General features: G+C 58.1%; 15 protein-coding genes. 10 read left to right on the forward strand and 5 right to left on the reverse strand.

Features of this window, described 5'->3' with window-relative positions; genetic code table 11:
* Window positions 1-34: 34 nt before the first annotated feature.
* The 4 genes from J0X12_RS13085 to J0X12_RS13100 all read left to right on the forward strand — a co-directional run bounded on the left by J0X12_RS13085 (window position 35) and on the right by J0X12_RS13100 (window position 4,241).
* Entirely contained in the window at window positions 35-1,051 is a 1,017-nt protein-coding gene (locus tag J0X12_RS13085) for an amino acid ABC transporter substrate-binding protein (protein ID WP_207046496.1), read from the forward strand.
* A gap of 108 nt (window positions 1,052-1,159) precedes the next feature.
* Window positions 1,160-2,353, forward strand: coding sequence for an amino acid ABC transporter permease (locus J0X12_RS13090; protein WP_207046498.1), 1,194 nt, complete (start codon window positions 1,160-1,162; stop codon window positions 2,351-2,353).
* A 1-nt stretch (window position 2,354) separates the two neighbouring features.
* A complete protein-coding gene (locus J0X12_RS13095) occupies window positions 2,355-3,458 on the forward strand; it encodes an amino acid ABC transporter permease (protein WP_207046500.1) in 1,104 nt (367 codons plus the stop codon).
* Between the two features lie 12 nt (window positions 3,459-3,470).
* The gene (locus J0X12_RS13100) at window positions 3,471-4,241 is read left to right on the forward strand and encodes an amino acid ABC transporter ATP-binding protein (RefSeq protein WP_273543425.1); all 771 of its coding nucleotides are present in this window, start codon (window positions 3,471-3,473) and stop codon (window positions 4,239-4,241) included.
* 69 nt (window positions 4,242-4,310) lie between these two features.
* Here the strand turns inward: J0X12_RS13100 and J0X12_RS13105 are convergent, their stop codons facing one another.
* The 5 genes from J0X12_RS13105 to J0X12_RS13125 all read right to left on the reverse strand — a co-directional run bounded on the left by J0X12_RS13105 (window position 4,311) and on the right by J0X12_RS13125 (window position 8,416).
* Window positions 4,311-5,126 carry a hypothetical protein gene (locus J0X12_RS13105; RefSeq protein WP_207046502.1) on the reverse strand — a complete coding sequence of 272 codons (816 nt, stop codon included), beginning with the start codon at window positions 5,124-5,126 and terminating at the stop codon, window positions 4,311-4,313.
* A 92-nt stretch (window positions 5,127-5,218) separates the two neighbouring features.
* On the reverse strand, window positions 5,219-5,776 hold the full coding sequence (locus tag J0X12_RS13110) for a GNAT family N-acetyltransferase (RefSeq protein WP_207046505.1): 558 nt from the start codon (window positions 5,774-5,776) through the stop codon (window positions 5,219-5,221).
* 2 nt (window positions 5,777-5,778) lie between these two features.
* Complete coding sequence (gene sseA / locus J0X12_RS13115; RefSeq protein ID WP_420497081.1) at window positions 5,779-6,636, reverse strand: 3-mercaptopyruvate sulfurtransferase; 858 nt, start codon at window positions 6,634-6,636, stop codon at window positions 5,779-5,781.
* Between the two features lie 39 nt (window positions 6,637-6,675).
* Window positions 6,676-7,389: an alanyl-tRNA editing protein gene (locus J0X12_RS13120; RefSeq protein WP_207046509.1), complete on the reverse strand. Its 714-nt coding sequence runs from the start codon at window positions 7,387-7,389 to the stop codon at window positions 6,676-6,678.
* A 16-nt stretch (window positions 7,390-7,405) separates the two neighbouring features.
* Window positions 7,406-8,416 (reverse strand): cysteine synthase A, encoded by a 1,011-nt coding sequence (locus tag J0X12_RS13125; protein ID WP_207046511.1) that lies wholly within the window; start codon window positions 8,414-8,416, stop codon window positions 7,406-7,408.
* Between the two features lie 425 nt (window positions 8,417-8,841).
* On the opposite strand from J0X12_RS13125, the gene J0X12_RS13130 reads away from it, so the two are divergent.
* The 6 genes from J0X12_RS13130 (at window position 8,842) to J0X12_RS13155 (ending at window position 14,667) form a co-directional block, all read left to right on the forward strand.
* Complete coding sequence (locus J0X12_RS13130; protein ID WP_207046513.1) at window positions 8,842-9,348, forward strand: hypothetical protein; 507 nt, start codon at window positions 8,842-8,844, stop codon at window positions 9,346-9,348.
* A gap of 284 nt (window positions 9,349-9,632) precedes the next feature.
* The gene (locus tag J0X12_RS13135) at window positions 9,633-10,034 is read left to right on the forward strand and encodes a terminase small subunit-like protein (RefSeq protein ID WP_207046515.1); all 402 of its coding nucleotides are present in this window, start codon (window positions 9,633-9,635) and stop codon (window positions 10,032-10,034) included.
* Window positions 10,027-11,367, forward strand: coding sequence for a phage terminase large subunit (gene terL / locus J0X12_RS13140; RefSeq protein WP_207046517.1), 1,341 nt, complete (start codon window positions 10,027-10,029; stop codon window positions 11,365-11,367). The genes J0X12_RS13135 and terL overlap by 8 nt, the downstream gene beginning before the upstream one ends.
* On the forward strand, window positions 11,364-12,686 hold the full coding sequence (locus tag J0X12_RS13145) for a DUF4055 domain-containing protein (RefSeq protein WP_207046519.1): 1,323 nt from the start codon (window positions 11,364-11,366) through the stop codon (window positions 12,684-12,686). The genes terL and J0X12_RS13145 overlap by 4 nt, the downstream gene beginning before the upstream one ends.
* Window positions 12,687-12,750: 64 nt before the next feature.
* Window positions 12,751-13,455, forward strand: coding sequence for a hypothetical protein (locus tag J0X12_RS13150; RefSeq protein ID WP_207046521.1), 705 nt, complete (start codon window positions 12,751-12,753; stop codon window positions 13,453-13,455).
* An 81-nt stretch (window positions 13,456-13,536) separates the two neighbouring features.
* Window positions 13,537-14,667 (forward strand): major capsid protein, encoded by a 1,131-nt coding sequence (locus J0X12_RS13155; RefSeq protein ID WP_207046523.1) that lies wholly within the window; start codon window positions 13,537-13,539, stop codon window positions 14,665-14,667.
* Window positions 14,668-14,723 lie beyond the last annotated feature (56 nt).

The raw sequence follows: 14,723 nt of genomic DNA on the forward strand, positions 1-14,723 counted from the left end.
TTGAGAATTATCAATGGACAGGAAGGTCATTTTCATGAAAAAAGCGAGTTTTATTGCTGTCGCAGCAGCCGCGTCTTTTATGGCGACAGCGGCAACCGCAGCAACCCTGGATGATGTAAAAGCCAAGGGCTTCATCCAATGTGGTGTTACAACCGGTCTGGCGGGCTTTGCCGCGCCGAACAATGAAGGCAAATGGGAAGGCTTCGACGTGGATTTCTGCCGCGCGATGTCTGCCGCCATTTTCGGTGCCCCGGACAAGGTGAAATATACCCCCACGACAGCGAAGGAGCGGTTTACCGCCCTGCAGTCAGGCGAAATTGACGTGCTGGCCCGGAACACGACCTGGACCTTCAGCCGCGACGTTAACCTCGGCTTCGAATTCGTCGGCGTTAACTACTATGACGGTCAGGGCTTCATGGTCAAAAAATCCCTCGGCGTGAAATCCGCGCTTGAGCTTGACGGCGCCCGGGTCTGCGTGCAGTCCGGTACAACCACCGAACTGAACCTTGCCGACTACTTCACCGCCAACGGCATGAAATACGACTCAGTCGTTTTCGACACGGCAGATGAGGTACGCGAAGCTTATTTGAAAGATACCTGCGACGTGTACACGACGGACCAGTCCGGCCTCTATGCACAGCGTTCGGTTATCGCTGATCCGGAAGCCCATATCGTTCTGCCGGAAGTGATCTCGAAAGAGCCGCTCGGCCCGCTCGTCCGTCACGGCGACAACCAGTGGGGTGATATTGCCCGCTGGACATTGAACGCCATGATCGAAGCGGAAGAGCTGAATGTGTCTTCGGCAAATGTCGACGATTTGAAGGCAAACACCCAGAACCCTGGCATCCAGCGTATGCTGGGCACTTCCGGTGACCTTGGACAGCAGCTCGGCCTCTCCAACGAATGGGCCTACAACATTATCAAGAATGTTGGCAACTATGGCGAAAGCTTTGCCCGCAACCTTGGTGAAGGAACAGCCCTCAACATTGCTCGCGGTCTGAACGCACAGTGGAACAAGGGAGGCATTCTCTACGCACCACCACTGCGCTAAGGGTGTAATGATTATGTGAAAGGAGCGCATGGCCTGTTTTGACCGGACATGCGCTCCTTTTGCCTATTGGCAGCCGTAATCTTAACAATCCCTGGGGAGGTGTAGTTTATGACGGCAGAAGCAGCAGATCTTGAAGTCGCCAAGATCAACAAGTTTAGAGACCCACGAATAAGGGCAATCTTTTATCAAATTGTCGTTATTGTGCTGTTTATTGCTTTCGTCTGGTATGTTGGACACAATACAGCAATAAACTTGGAAAAACGCGGCATCGCGTCCGGGTTTAATTTTTTGAGCCAGCCTGCGGGCTTTGGCATCGGCATCGTCCTCTTGATGGACTACAGCAGTCAGACGTCCACCCATCTTGATGTTCTTCTCATTGGTATTATCAATACCCTTGCCGTGTCGATTTCCGGCATTTTACTGGCCACCATTATCGGATTTATCGTTGGCGTCCTGAGACTGTCCAAGAACTGGGTCGTTAACAAGATCGCCGCCGTCTATATCGAGGTGATCCGCAATATCCCGCTGCTGGTGCAGCTGATGTTCTGGTATTTTGCCGTCCTGTCGGTCCTGCCGCTCGTCGGTGACAGTATGTCGATCGGCAACAATTTCTTTGTCAACAACCGCGGTGTTAACTTCCCGGCCATGATTCCGTCAACCGGGTTCTGGGTTCTTCCGGTGGCGCTTCTTGTCGCCATCGTCGCGTCCCTCTTCATCCGCAACTGGGCCCATAAGCGCCAGGACCTGACCGGGCAGATTTTTCCGGTGTTCTGGGTAAGCCTGGCCCTGATAATCCTGCTGCCGGTCATTGCGTCCCTGGCGATGGGCAATCCCTTTACGATGAGCTATCCGGAATTCGGCCGGTTCAGCATCAAGGGCGGCTGGTCCATGGAGCCGGAATTCCTGGCACTCCTGCTGGGTCTCTCGATCTATACGGGTGCTTTTATCGCCGAGATTGTCCGCTCGGGCATCAACGCGGTGAGCCACGGCCAGACGGAGGCGGCACATTCACTGGGCCTGCGCCCGTCAATGACCACCCGGTTGGTGATCCTGCCGCAGGCGCTCCGGGTGATCGTCCCGCCGCTGACAAGCCAGTATCTGAACCTGACGAAAAACTCTTCCCTCGCCACCGCCATCGGGTATGCGGACATTACGGCCCTTTTCGCCGGAACCTCGCTCAACCAGACCGGTCAGGCGATTGAGTGCATTCTCATAACGATGTTGTTCTACCTGTCCATAAGCCTCCTGATTTCGATGTTCATGAACTGGTACAATAAACGCATTGCATTGGTGGAGAGATAAGATGGCTATAGTTAAAACAGAACGCCATGAGGATCTGCCACCGCCCGTCAGCCAGACCGGCGTCATCGGCTGGATGCGGGAGAACCTGTTCTCCAGCCCGTTGAACGCGCTGCTGACGGTGGTGTCAATCTATGTGGTCTGGTGGGCATTGAGCGGGATTATTTCCTACGCCTTCATCAATGCCAATTTTGTCGGGGAGACCCGCGAGGACTGCACCGGGACAGGCGCCTGCTGGGTCTTTATCAAGGCCCGGTTCGGCCAGAATATGTACGGCTTCTATCCGGTTGAGGAACGCTGGCGTGTCGATGTCGGCTATGTCCTTGCCGCGATCGGGCTGTTCTTGGTCCTGACCGATTACGTGAAGAACAAGAAATGGCCGGCGATCTACATGTTCGTATTCGTGCCGATCGTTTGCTACTTCCTGTTCTACGGCGGATCCTTCGGCCTGCCGGTTGTAGAAACCTCGCAGTGGGGCGGTCTCTTCCTGACCCTGGTGCTGGCGTCAGTCTCGATTTTCGTGTCGCTGCCGCTGGGGATTGTTCTCGCTCTCGGCCGGCGGTCAAGCATGCCGATCGTGCGGATGCTCTGCGTCGGATTTATCGAGTTCGTCCGCGGCGTACCGCTGATTACGGTGCTGTTCATGGCCTCGGTCATGTTGCCGTTGTTCCTGCCCGAAGGCGTGAACTTCGACAAGCTCATCCGGGCCCTCGTCGGCATGTCGCTCTTCTCTGCGGCCTATATGGCCGAGGTGGTGCGCGGCGGATTGCAGGCGATCCCGAAAGGCCAGATGGAGGCGGCGAAAAGCCTTGGTCTCGGCTATTGGCAGGCGATGGGGCTGATTATTCTGCCTCAGGCGCTCAAGATTTCCATTCCGTCCATCGTCAACACCTTCATCGGCCTGTTCAAGGATACGACGCTGGTGCTGATCATCGGTCTGCTGGATCTGTTGAGCATCGTCAAGGCCGGAACCACCGATAAGGAATGGGTCGGGATGGCGACCGAAGGCTATGTCTTCGTGGCCGCCGTCTTCTGGGTCTTCTGCTTCGGCATGTCACGTTACAGCATCTGGTTGGAGAACAAGCTCCATACCGGTCATAAAAGATAAGAGGTGGAGAATATGAGTGAAGCTGCCATGACTCAATCCGATATTGATATCGCGATCCAGCTGATCGGGATGCATAAATGGTATGGGGAATTTCATGTCCTGAAAGACATCAACCTGACGGTGGAACGGGGAGAGAAAATCGTTGTCTGCGGGCCGTCCGGTTCGGGCAAGTCAACGATGATCCGCTGCATCAACCGGCTGGAGGAGCATCAGCAGGGCCAGATCATCGTCGACGGGATCGAGTTGACCAACGATGTGAAGAAGATCGATGAAATCCGCCGCGAGGTGGGGATGGTCTTCCAGCATTTCAACCTGTTTCCGCATCTGACGGTTCTGGAGAACTGTACGCTGGCGCCGATCTGGGTCCGCAAGACCCCGAAGGCGGAAGCCGAGGAAATTGCCATGAAGTTCCTCGAACGGGTGAAAATCCCGGAGCAGGCGCTGAAATATCCGGGCCAGCTCTCCGGTGGTCAGCAGCAGCGTGTGGCGATTGCCCGCTCGCTCTGCATGAATCCGCGCATCATGCTGTTTGATGAGCCGACATCGGCGCTTGACCCGGAAATGATCTCCGAGGTGCTGGACACCATGATCAGCCTTGCCGAGGAGGGGATGACGATGATCTGCGTGACCCATGAAATGGGCTTCGCCAAGACCGTCGCCGACCGGGTGATCTTCATGGACGAGGGCGAGATTATCGAGCAGGCGCCGCCAACGGAATTCTTCGAGAATCCGCAAAGCGAACGGACCCAGCTGTTCCTCAGCCAGATCCTGCACAACGGCTGATAACGCCTTACAATAAAAGAAAAAGCCCGGTAAGAAATTGCCGGGCTTTTTTATGGGAAGAAAAGGCGCCTAACTCCCGGCGCCGAGGGACTTCCAGTATTTCGTGTTGAGCGTGCCGATCAGGCGGTCATGCCAGCTCCCCAGACAGGCGCGGAAGCTGAGGCTGCCGGCCATGGTGCGGTCATAGCATTCATTGACGACGGCGTTCGCGTTATCCCTTGCACCGCTCGCAAATCCGGATTTCTCGGTGAGGTCGTCAAAGGCGGCGCGGACAGTGGCGCGCTCGGTATCGCTCGCCCGGCCACGCCAGGGCAGACGGTTGATCGCCTGGTTAATCAGTTCCGCCGCGTCGCGCTTGTTCACATCCAGATCGACAAGGCGGGTCGCCGCCTCCCGCAGTGGCCCGGTGGCGAGCAGGATATCCTCCTCCGTCTGCGGTTTCACGTCGTTAGCGACGGGCAGCGGCACGAGGGAGAGATTATCCGGTACGGAAAGGCTTATCTCCAGTGGCCCGTATTTTTTCAGGTGGGTGTCGCGAAAGGTGAGGCGGACTGCGTTATGGCCCCGCGCGGCGGTAATCTCGAGCGGGAGATGGGCGAGCGAGATTTCCTGTCCCGTTGCCGTCCGGCCGCTAAGATCGAAGAATTTATCGCCATGGACGTAATAACCCGTACCAATATTGGGGGAGGCGCGATGCTCCTGCAGGCAGATGGTGGTCAGTTCCACTGTGCATTCGCCCTTTTCGCAGGTGACGGGCAGTTTCAGGTCAGTCGAGGCCACGGCCAGGATCTGCGGCGCGGCAAGCGCGGGCAGGGCCGCCACGGCACCGGCGAGCGAAGCGGCCGTAAAGAGGGAGACGCGTAGTTGTTTGTTCAGGGGCGCCATATGAAAACCTCCGCGCGTGTCAAACCAGCATATATATCAGAATAAACTGATATGGTGCGCCGGTCAACGCGGAGACGATCACATCCTGGCGATCAGAGGTTCTCGATCGGGTCGATTTCCACCTCGCGGCGGCGGATTGGTTCGAACCCTGCGCGTTGATACATGGGCAGCGCCTTCGGATGATCGAGGGTGCAGGTATTGATGGTGACTTTCTCCGGCTCCTTCACCCAGGCCTCATCGAGCGCCCAGTTCAGGAAATAGGGGCCGAGCCGCATCCCGATAAATTCGGGCATGATACCGAAATAGGCGACATCGACGGCCTCGGGCAGATCGGCGCTGTTCAGCTCGACAAAACCCGCCGGGACGCCATTGACATAGAGTACATAGACTTCGGTCGTTGACGCATGAAGGATTTCCTCAAGCTCGGAATCAGGGATGAAACGGCGGTCAACCCAGCCCCAGTCGCGCCCCACCGTGTTGTAGAGATAGCGATAGAAGGAAACCGTCGGTTTTTCCGCGCGGATGATCGCATGGGGAACCGCTGGCGGCGGGGGCGGGGCGGCATGTTGCCGCGTCGTCATTTCAAGAAAGGTAATGGTCACGGGCCATTTACCCGTGCTCGTCGGTTTCGGCGGTCGTTTGAGAGGCATTCTTACTTTCCGGTTTCGACTGGTAATTCCTCATCAAGAGCCCATTCGGTCCAGGAGCCATCATAGACGGCGACGCGCTGATGGCCCAGCAAATGCAGGCCGAACGCCAGGACGCAAGCGGTGATACCCGATCCACAGGATGTAATCACTGGTTTCTTTAAATCAATCCCTGCGCCACTAAAAGCTGCATTCAGTTCTTCTGCCTGACGGAAGGTTTTGTCCGCGTCATTGAGGAGGGCCGTATAGGGCAGGTTCTTTGAGCCCGGGATATGGCCGCCACGCAGGCCTTCGCGCGGTTCCGGCTCCGTGCCGTCAAACCGTCCGGCGGAGCGTGCATCGAGCACCTGTTCGCGGCTTTGGTCGATATTGCGGGCAACCTGATCCTTCTCGCGCAACAGAAAGCTGTTAATGCGGGAGGTGAAGTGACGTTCGGCGGGCTTTACAGGCATATCGTCGACCGGGCGTCCTTCCGCCTTCCACTTGGGCAGGCCCCCGTCGAGGATGGCAACATCCTGATGCCCGAACAGCCGCAGCAGCCACCAGGCGCGCGCGGCACTGACCATGCCAAGGGTGTCATAGACGACGATCCGGTTGCCGTCGCCAAGGCCCAGTTTCCGCATCCGACTCGAGAATTTCTCCGGGCTCGGCACCATATGGGGCAGCGGGTTGTCGGTGTCGGCAATCTCGTCAATGTCAAAGAAGACCGCGCCGGGGATATGTTCCGCGTCATATTCTGCCCGTGGATTACGGTTGGTGGCCGGCATATGCCAGGAGGCATCGACGATCCGGACGTCCGGGGCGGAGGCGTGCTGTGCCAGCCATTCAGTGGAGACAAGAGAGGAGGAGTTTACATAGGACATATCGCTCATTTCACTTTTCTTTGGCGTTTAGGTCTGACTTCATTCCGTAAATTCTAGCGACACCCGACGGTTTTGCCGACCCTTCTTTTCAATTTTTCTTACCCGGACCGCGCCGATCTCCGACGTGTTGCGCACATGCGTCCCGCCGCAGGGCTGCAAATCCACGCCATCGACCTTGATCAGGCGGATTTGGCCGGCGCCGCGGGGCGGTTGAACGGACATGGTTTTCACCAGGTCGGGCTTGGCATCAAGCTCGTCCTCGCTGATCCAGTCGCTGCTGACCGGGTGATTTTCATTGATGATCCGGTTGAGCTCGGTGGTGATTTCTTCCTTGTCCAGCGTCGCCTCGGGCAGGTCGAAATCGAGCCGGCCCTTGCCGTCGGACACCTGGCCGCCGGTTACCGGATAGGGCAGGACGGCGGAGAGCAGATGCAGGCAGCTATGCATGCGCATATAGCGATGGCGGGTATCCCAGTCGATTTCGGCGGTGACCGTGGCGCCAACCTCAGGAAGAGTGCTTCCCTCCGCCGGGACATGGACAATCTCGTCCGGGGTTTCCCCCTTGACCGTCGTTGCAATCTCGATCTCTGTGCCGCCCTCCAGGATCAGGCGGCCGCGATCCCCCGGCTGACCGCCGCCGGTGGGATAGAAAACTGTCTGGTCCAGAATGATGCCGCCCCGTTCGTTCACGCCTTTCACCACCGCCGACGTTTGGGTTAGGTAAGCGTCGTCGCGAAAGAGGGGGTGTGTCATGATGTACTCCGGTTGGTTAGCTGTCGCCGGTCAACCAGGGGGCAACCGGCAGGTTCTTTTCCTTCAGCATATCAATGTCCATCAACTTGCTAAAGTATTTTTGCGCCGTATCGCAAAGAACCGTGACAATCGTATGACCGGGGCCCATTTCCTTCGCCATGCGGATGGCGCCGGCCACATTGATGCCGGTGGAGAGACCAAGTTGCAGCCCTTCATGAATATTGAGGTCATAGAGGACGTTAAGCGCCTCCACATCGTCGATCTGGAACGGCAGGTCGATATCAAGCCCTTCCAGGTTGGCGGTGATGCGGCCCTGGCCGATGCCTTCGGTGATCGAGCTGCCCTCGGACTTCATTTCGCCATTCTTGTAGTAGTTATAGAGCGCCGCGCCCATCGGGTCGGCGAGGCCGATCTTGATATTCGGGTTCTTCGCCCGGAGCGCTATCGCCACGCCCGCCAAAGTGCCGCCGCTGCCGACGGCGCAGATAAAGCCGTCGACCTTGCCGTCGGTCTGTTCCCAGATTTCCGGGCCCGTGGTGTCGATATGGCCCTGACGGTTGGCGACGTTATCAAACTGGTTGGCCCAGATGACGCCGGCATTATTGGTTTTCGCCATTTCCTCTGCCAATCTGCCGGAATATTTGATATAATTATCCGGATCCTTGTAGGGCTTGGCCGGGACGAGGCGTAAATCCGCGCCGCAATAGCGGAGCAGGGCCTTCTTCTCCTCGGTCTGGGTTTCCGGCATGACAATAATCGTTTTATACCCTTTTGCATTGGCCACCAGGGCAAGGCCGATGCCGGTATTCCCCGCGGTTCCCTCGACGATCAGGCCGCCAGGCTTCAGAAGGCCTTTCTCCTCGGCATCCTTTACGATGGCAAGGGCCGCGCGATCCTTCACCGATCCGCCGGGATTAAGAAATTCGGCCTTGCCGTAAATATCACAGCCTGTTGCCTCGGAGGCGGCTGTCAGGCGGATGAGCGGCGTATTGCCGATGCTGTCGATAAAGTCTTTGCGGATTTCCATGAGAGGCTCTGTAGTTTGTCGTTAATACCAGCGTATTTATGTTAATCTGGCAATTTACATGCGTAGCGTCAAGCGCTGTCGGTGAAATAAATGGCGGTTCCTAAAATTGCCGGAAGCAAGAGCAGGCAAACATCGCCTGAACGCCATCCATTGACGTAATATTAGGAATGTATTATACTATAAATAGAATTAATACCTTTATTAGGTGTAATTATAAATTTTATGTCGTGTGAATCTGTACTTTAAACAAAATTTTCGACAGAAATTATCCTCCCCTTCAGGCGCATCTTTTCGGCGTTCCATACGAACTGCCTGCGCGACCGCATTTCCGACTTCTCCAAAGGCACCACTGGAACGGCAGAATGCCCTCAGTGGCTGGATTAATACTAACGCTATAAACCAGCTATTTCAGATTGAGAGGAAATATGACATCCAAATTGATTGGCGCTCGTAAATTGCGGGACAACCCCATAACGCAGAAATTGACGGATCGCATGGTTGTTTCGGCCAGCGGCGGTATGGGGCCCTGTTGGCGATCCGCCCGGAATAATCCTTCGGCCAGAATGAGAACGTCTAATGGCAGGGCGGGGGAACCGCGCTTGTTCGCTCTGTTGACAGAGGACCAGATTCGGATCGCGGAAAGAATTGCGCGCGGCTTTCATCTGCGGACGGCGGGTCTCGGGATGCGGACACAAACCTACCGGTGGCAACCGACGAGCACAGGCAACGCAGAAGATTGGCAGTTTGATTTGATGCGTCGCTTCACGCTGTGGGCGGTTGCGGTACAGGAGGCCGGGCTTTCGCTCGCCGCCGTGCTTGATGTGCTTGTTTTCGGGAACAGCTGTCGGGCCGTTGACCGGGCGCGGCGTAAGCGAAATGGATATGTGCGGGCGCAGATTATGGAAGCCCTGGAGCTTTACGAGAAACTATAAAAAACATCCTCAGATAGAAAATGATTGACAATTGGGGAACATTACCTTACACTAATTGTCACAGTCGGAAAATGGGCCCATGGAAATCAAAGCATTTCTGTGGGCCTTTCTTTTTGGAAAAATAGTCAATTAAAACAACGTCTGTTCCCTGAAAATTCTGATACATAACTTTCGTAATTCTAGATTACCTAGCCCGAAATAGTCTCCGGGCCGGGCGGTATCGGATAGGGTAAACACCTAAAGATAGAAACATATAGTGATCGTTGAAAAATGAGGCCTCCGGTATGACAACTATCGAGCTGTTGAAATCTGCCCTGCATAACAAGATCTGGCGCCGCAATGTCGCCCTGCCGCTGCTGGAGGAAATCAAGCAGGCCGGGCGGATCAATGACATAGTTGCGCTGCTCGGATCCGTCTTCCTGAAGAAGGAGGAAGAGACCGTCCGCCGCTTCGTTGCCGATGTCTTTGCCGGGGAAATTCTGGAAATCGCCGACAATGCCAATGACAATGACGCGGAAAAGGAGGCGCGGGAGGATATCGCCCGCTCCAAGCTCCGGATCGATACGCGCAAATGGCTGATGGCGCATTTCGCGCCGGCGCAATATGGGGACGGGGCGGCCAATGACAAGGGCAAGCGCAGCTTCCCCGTGCCCCGTCTGTACCTGCCGGAAAATGGCCGTGATTAGACCCCAGCCCGGCCCGCAGGAAATGTTTCTTGGCACTTCCGCCGATATCGCCATCTATGGCGGCGCGGCGGGCGGCGGCAAGAGCTTTGCCCTGTTGATGGAACCGCTCCGTCATATGGTGCATGGGGAGTTCAAGGCCGTAATCTTCCGCCGCACCTCGAAACAGGTGAAGAATGAGGGCGGGCTGTGGGATGCCTCCGCCGCGCTATACGGCACTCTTGGTGGGCAGGCGAAGGAGAGCGAGCTCAGCTGGAAGTTCCCGAGCGGGGCGTCAATCAGCTTCGGCCATCTGGAGCATGAGAAGAACAAATATGACTGGCAGGGATCGGAACTTGCCTTCATCGGCTTTGACGAGCTGACCCATTTTACCGAGAGCCAGTTCTTCTACCTGTTGAGCCGGAACCGCTCCACCGGGCGGGCGCGGCCCTATGTGCGGGCGACCTGTAACCCGGATGCGGATAGCTGGGTCGCCGATTTTATCCGTTGGTGGATCGATCCGGAAACCGGCTATCCGATTTCCAGCCGCTCTGGAGTCTTGCGCTGGTTCGTCCGGGAGGACGACAGCCTGATCTGGGGCGATGACAAACGGGCGCTGGAGGCAGCGCATCCCGGGAGGATCGCCAAATCCGTGACCTTTATCGCCGCCTCTATTGAAGATAACCAAATCCTGATGGAGCGGGACCCGGGCTATCGCGCCAATCTTGCCGCTCTCTCCACGGTGGATCGGGAACGGCTGCTGAAGGGGAACTGGAACATCCGCCCGGCGGCCGGCGCCTATTTTCGCCGAAGCTGGTTCCCCGTTGTGGCGGCGGCACCGGTGGAGGCCCGCCGGGTGCGCGGCTGGGATCTGGCGGCCAGCCATATGGAACCGGGGACCTCTCCCGACTGGACCGTCGGGGCGCGGCTTGCCCGGGACACCAGCGGGGTGTTTTATGTAGAACATGTAGAGCGGCTGCGGGGCACCCCGAACGAGGTCGAACGCGCCATCCGTAATCTCGCCATGAGTGACGGGCGGGAGACGGAAATCGCCCTGCCGCAGGACCCGGGGCAGGCTGGTAAGGCGCAAGTTCAGGCCCTCGTTCGTCTGCTCGCGGGCTTCCGGGTAAAAAGCCAGCCCGTAACGGGCAGCAAGATTGTCCGCGCGATGCCCTTCTCGTCACAGGCCGAGGCGGGCAATGTCCGACTTGTGGCGGGGCCATGGAACGGGGACTTCCTCAATGAACTCGAGAATTTCCCGACCGGTCGTCATGATGATCAGGTCGATGCGGTCTGCGAGGCGTTTCACGCTCTCACCCAAGTTTCACAGAAATCACAACAGGATATGTACTCATGAACGATCCTTCCACCTCCTCACAGCTGTATGACACGATGGCGCTGCGCTGGGCACTGCCGAAGGCGCTGATGGGCGGCACGCTGGCGATGCGGGCGGCGGGCACGCGCTATCTGCCGCGCCATCCGGCGGAGAACAGCGCCATCTATACGGAGCGGGCGAGCCGGACCGTGCTGCGCAATCATTTCCGCCGCACGGTGACAAAGCTGGTCGGCCGTCTCTTCGCCGAACCGCTGATCCTCTCCGACGACTTGCCGGAGGAAATGGTTGCGATCTTGCGCAATATCGATCTGGTCGGACGCGGCCTCAATGTCTTCGCCCGCGACTGGTTCGAGGATGCGATGGTCTGCGGTCTGTCCCATGTGCTGGTGGATTTTCCGGCGACGGCGGGCGGGCAGTCCCTGGCCGAGGAACGCGAGCAGGGCGCGCGGCCCTATGCGGTGCATGTCCGCGCCGATCAGCTGATTGCCGCACAGTGGGATGTCCGGGGCGGCGACAAGGTGCTCACGCAAATCCGTATCCGCGAGAAGGCGCTGCGCTATCACGGGTTCGAGGAGCGGGAGGAGGAACAGATCCGCGTGATCGAGCCGGATCGCTGGCGTCTCTATCGAATGGACAAGAAGGGCATCTGGCAGGAGGTACAGGCAGGGGAGAATACCTTGGGCCGCATTCCGCTCGTCACCCTATACACCGCGCGGACAGGATTTTTGCAGGCCGAGCCGCCGCTTGAGGATCTCGCCTTTTTGAATTTAGAGCATTACCAGATCCGCTCCGATCAGCGTAACGCGCTCAATGTCGCGTCCTTCCCGATCCTCGCGGCCTCCGGCTACAACCCGGAGATTGACGGCCCGATCGAGGTGGGCCCCAATAAGGTGCTGACCACCAGCGAGAGCGAGGGCAAATATTATTATGTCGAAAGCTCCGGCGCGGCGCTGGAGGCAGGCGCGACGGAGCTGGAGGCGCTGGAAAAGGCGATGCTGCTTTTCGGGTTGCAGTTTGAAACCCCGAAGGAACGGGAGACGGCGACCGGCCGGGCGCTGGATGCCGCCGATGCGCTCTCGCCGCTTTCCGCCATGGCGATGAATCTGGAGGATAGCCTCAACACCCTGCTGTCGTTGTTCGCCGCCTGGATGGAGATGCCGCTGACCGGCAGCATTGCAGTTGCGTCGAAGTCTGGCGCGGCGCAGGCGAGCGAGCGCGACCTCGACTTCCTGCTAGAGGCGCGACGGCTTGGCGATGTGAGCGGGGAGGAATTGATCCGCGAGGCAAAGGCGCGTGGGCTTCTCAGTGACAGTCTCAAGGTGAACGCCGCCGCCGAATAGCTGCGTTTCGATAATTTTTCATCCATCAGGGCCCCGTTGCGGGGCTTTTTTATTGAGGTTTTCCATGTTTGACTTTCCCAATAACGTGACCGACTTGAGCGAGGTGCCGGAAGCCTATCGCAGCCTTTACCAACCGGGGGAGGAAGGGTTTACCCTCGACCCTCATCTGGCAGAGAAGCTGGATGTCTCCGGGCTGTTATCGGCGCTGGAGAAGGAGCGCGGCAATGCGCAAAATTTCGAGAAGGAGCTGAAGGCCTGGCAAACGCTCGGCCCTGATCCGGAGACTGCCTGGGCGAATAAGCAGAAGGCGCTTACGGCGGAATTCACGGAACAGTTCGATGCGATTCTGGCGGAGAAGGATGAGGAGATCGCTCGATTGAAAGAGCGAAATGCCGAGTTCCTGACCACCACCCGCGCGACGGAGGCGCTTTTGAAAGCCGGCGGCAGCGTCGAGCTTCTGATGCCGCACTTACGCGCCGCGATCACGCTGGTGGAAGAAGAGGGCGCGCCGGTCCTCCGGATTATCGATACGGACGGGTCCTTCCGCGAGAAGGCGGAAGGGGTGCCCCTGACCGTCGAGGATCTGGTGGCGGAAATGCGCAGTTCCCCGGTCTTTGCCCGCGCCTTCAACCCGACCGGCAACAAGGGCAGCGGCATGGACCCGAGCGGGGTTCCCGTCAACCGCGCCACTGTCAACGGACAGAACCAGTGGGCGCTCAACGCCCGGATCGAGGATATCGCCGCCGGAAAGGTGTCTGTCTCGATGTAGTGAACCAAGTCCGCGGGATGCGGCAGGGCCCGGGACGGGTCTGCAATAACCCCTTAATCCCTTATTCTGGAGATAAAGAAAATGGCAAATGATATTTCGGCCGCCATGCCGAAGATCCTTGCGCGCGGCCTGATGGCCCTGCGCGAACAGACCGTGATGCCGCGCCTCGTGAATGGCGATTTCAGTGCCGATGCGGCGCAGAAGGGCGACACCATCGATGTGATCCTGCCGTCCGACCTGACAGCGGATGACGTGACGCCGGGGACAACTCCGCCGACACCGACCAGCTCAACGCTTGAGAAGGTGCAGATCGAGCTTAACAACTGGAAGAAGGCGGACTTCTATCTCACCGACAAGGAGATGATGGAGGTCGAGGCGCGGGAGAATTTCATGCCCGTGCAAGCAAGCGCGGCCATTCGGGCGCTTGCGAACGCGGTCAACCAGTCGATCCATGCGAAATATACCGGCATCTACGGCCTGGTCGGCACGGCGGGCACGACGCCCTTTGCGTCGGATGCCAGCGATGCGACGGCCGCCAGAAAGCTGCTGCTGGAGCAGAAGGCCCCGAAAGAGTTCCGCTATGGCGTACTCGATTTCGATGCGGAATCCAACGCGCTCGATCTTGCAGCCTTCGCCGATGCGGACCGCGCGGGCAGCAGCTCCGCCAAGATCGAGGGCGAGATCGGCCGCAAATATGGTATCGACTGGTACAGCGATGATCACGTGGCCACCCATGTCACGGGGGCGGAAGGAACGCCGCTCGTCAAGGGCGCATCCCAGACCGGCACCAGCCTGATCGCCGATGGCTTTACGACCAAGCCGTCCGTTGGCGATATCTTCACCATAGATGGCGATACGCAGCAATATGTGGTGCAGGCCGCAACGGATTTGTCGGGCACGGAATCGACCCTGACCATCGCCCCGGCGATTAGTTCCGCGCCAGCCGACAACGCGGCGATGACCTTCGTCGATGATCATGTGGTTAATCTCGTGTTCAACCGCGATGCCTTTGCCTTCGCCAACCGTCCGCTGGCCCACAGCACGCAGGACATGGGGCTGGGCAGCCAGATCCTGTCGATGACCGATCCGATGACCGGCCTGTCGCTCCGCCTTGAGGTGGCGCGCCAGTACAAACAGGTCGTCTGGGAGTTTGACATCCTCTGGGGTGTCGCGCTGGTCCGGCCCGAGCTGGCGGTCCGTCTCGCTGGCTGACCGGAGTGGGGAGCGGTGCGAAACATCGCCGCTCCCTTTTTCTTTTCTGATCTAGC

Source organism: Sneathiella sedimenti (assembly GCF_017313765.1).
Lineage (GTDB): Bacteria > Pseudomonadota > Alphaproteobacteria > Sneathiellales > Sneathiellaceae > Sneathiella > Sneathiella sedimenti.

Coding starts and splice junctions, on each gene's coding strand:
- J0X12_RS13135 (WP_207046515.1), top strand. CDS start 9,633: ATGACAACTATCGAGCTGTTGAAATCTGCCCTGCATAACAAGATCTGG.
- J0X12_RS13120 (WP_207046509.1), bottom strand. CDS start 7,389: ATGACACACCCCCTCTTTCGCGACGACGCTTACCTAACCCAAACGTCG.
- J0X12_RS13130 (WP_207046513.1), top strand. CDS start 8,842: ATGACATCCAAATTGATTGGCGCTCGTAAATTGCGGGACAACCCCATA.
- J0X12_RS13105 (WP_207046502.1), bottom strand. CDS start 5,126: ATGGCGCCCCTGAACAAACAACTACGCGTCTCCCTCTTTACGGCCGCT.
- J0X12_RS13155 (WP_207046523.1), top strand. CDS start 13,537: ATGGCAAATGATATTTCGGCCGCCATGCCGAAGATCCTTGCGCGCGGC.
- J0X12_RS13125 (WP_207046511.1), bottom strand. CDS start 8,416: ATGGAAATCCGCAAAGACTTTATCGACAGCATCGGCAATACGCCGCTC.
- J0X12_RS13110 (WP_207046505.1), bottom strand. CDS start 5,776: ATGCCTCTCAAACGACCGCCGAAACCGACGAGCACGGGTAAATGGCCC.
- J0X12_RS13095 (WP_207046500.1), top strand. CDS start 2,355: ATGGCTATAGTTAAAACAGAACGCCATGAGGATCTGCCACCGCCCGTC.
- J0X12_RS13145 (WP_207046519.1), top strand. CDS start 11,364: ATGAACGATCCTTCCACCTCCTCACAGCTGTATGACACGATGGCGCTG.
- J0X12_RS13085 (WP_207046496.1), top strand. CDS start 35: ATGAAAAAAGCGAGTTTTATTGCTGTCGCAGCAGCCGCGTCTTTTATG.
- J0X12_RS13150 (WP_207046521.1), top strand. CDS start 12,751: ATGTTTGACTTTCCCAATAACGTGACCGACTTGAGCGAGGTGCCGGAA.
- sseA (WP_420497081.1), bottom strand. CDS start 6,636: ATGTCCTATGTAAACTCCTCCTCTCTTGTCTCCACTGAATGGCTGGCA.
- J0X12_RS13090 (WP_207046498.1), top strand. CDS start 1,160: ATGACGGCAGAAGCAGCAGATCTTGAAGTCGCCAAGATCAACAAGTTT.
- J0X12_RS13100 (WP_273543425.1), top strand. CDS start 3,471: ATGAGTGAAGCTGCCATGACTCAATCCGATATTGATATCGCGATCCAG.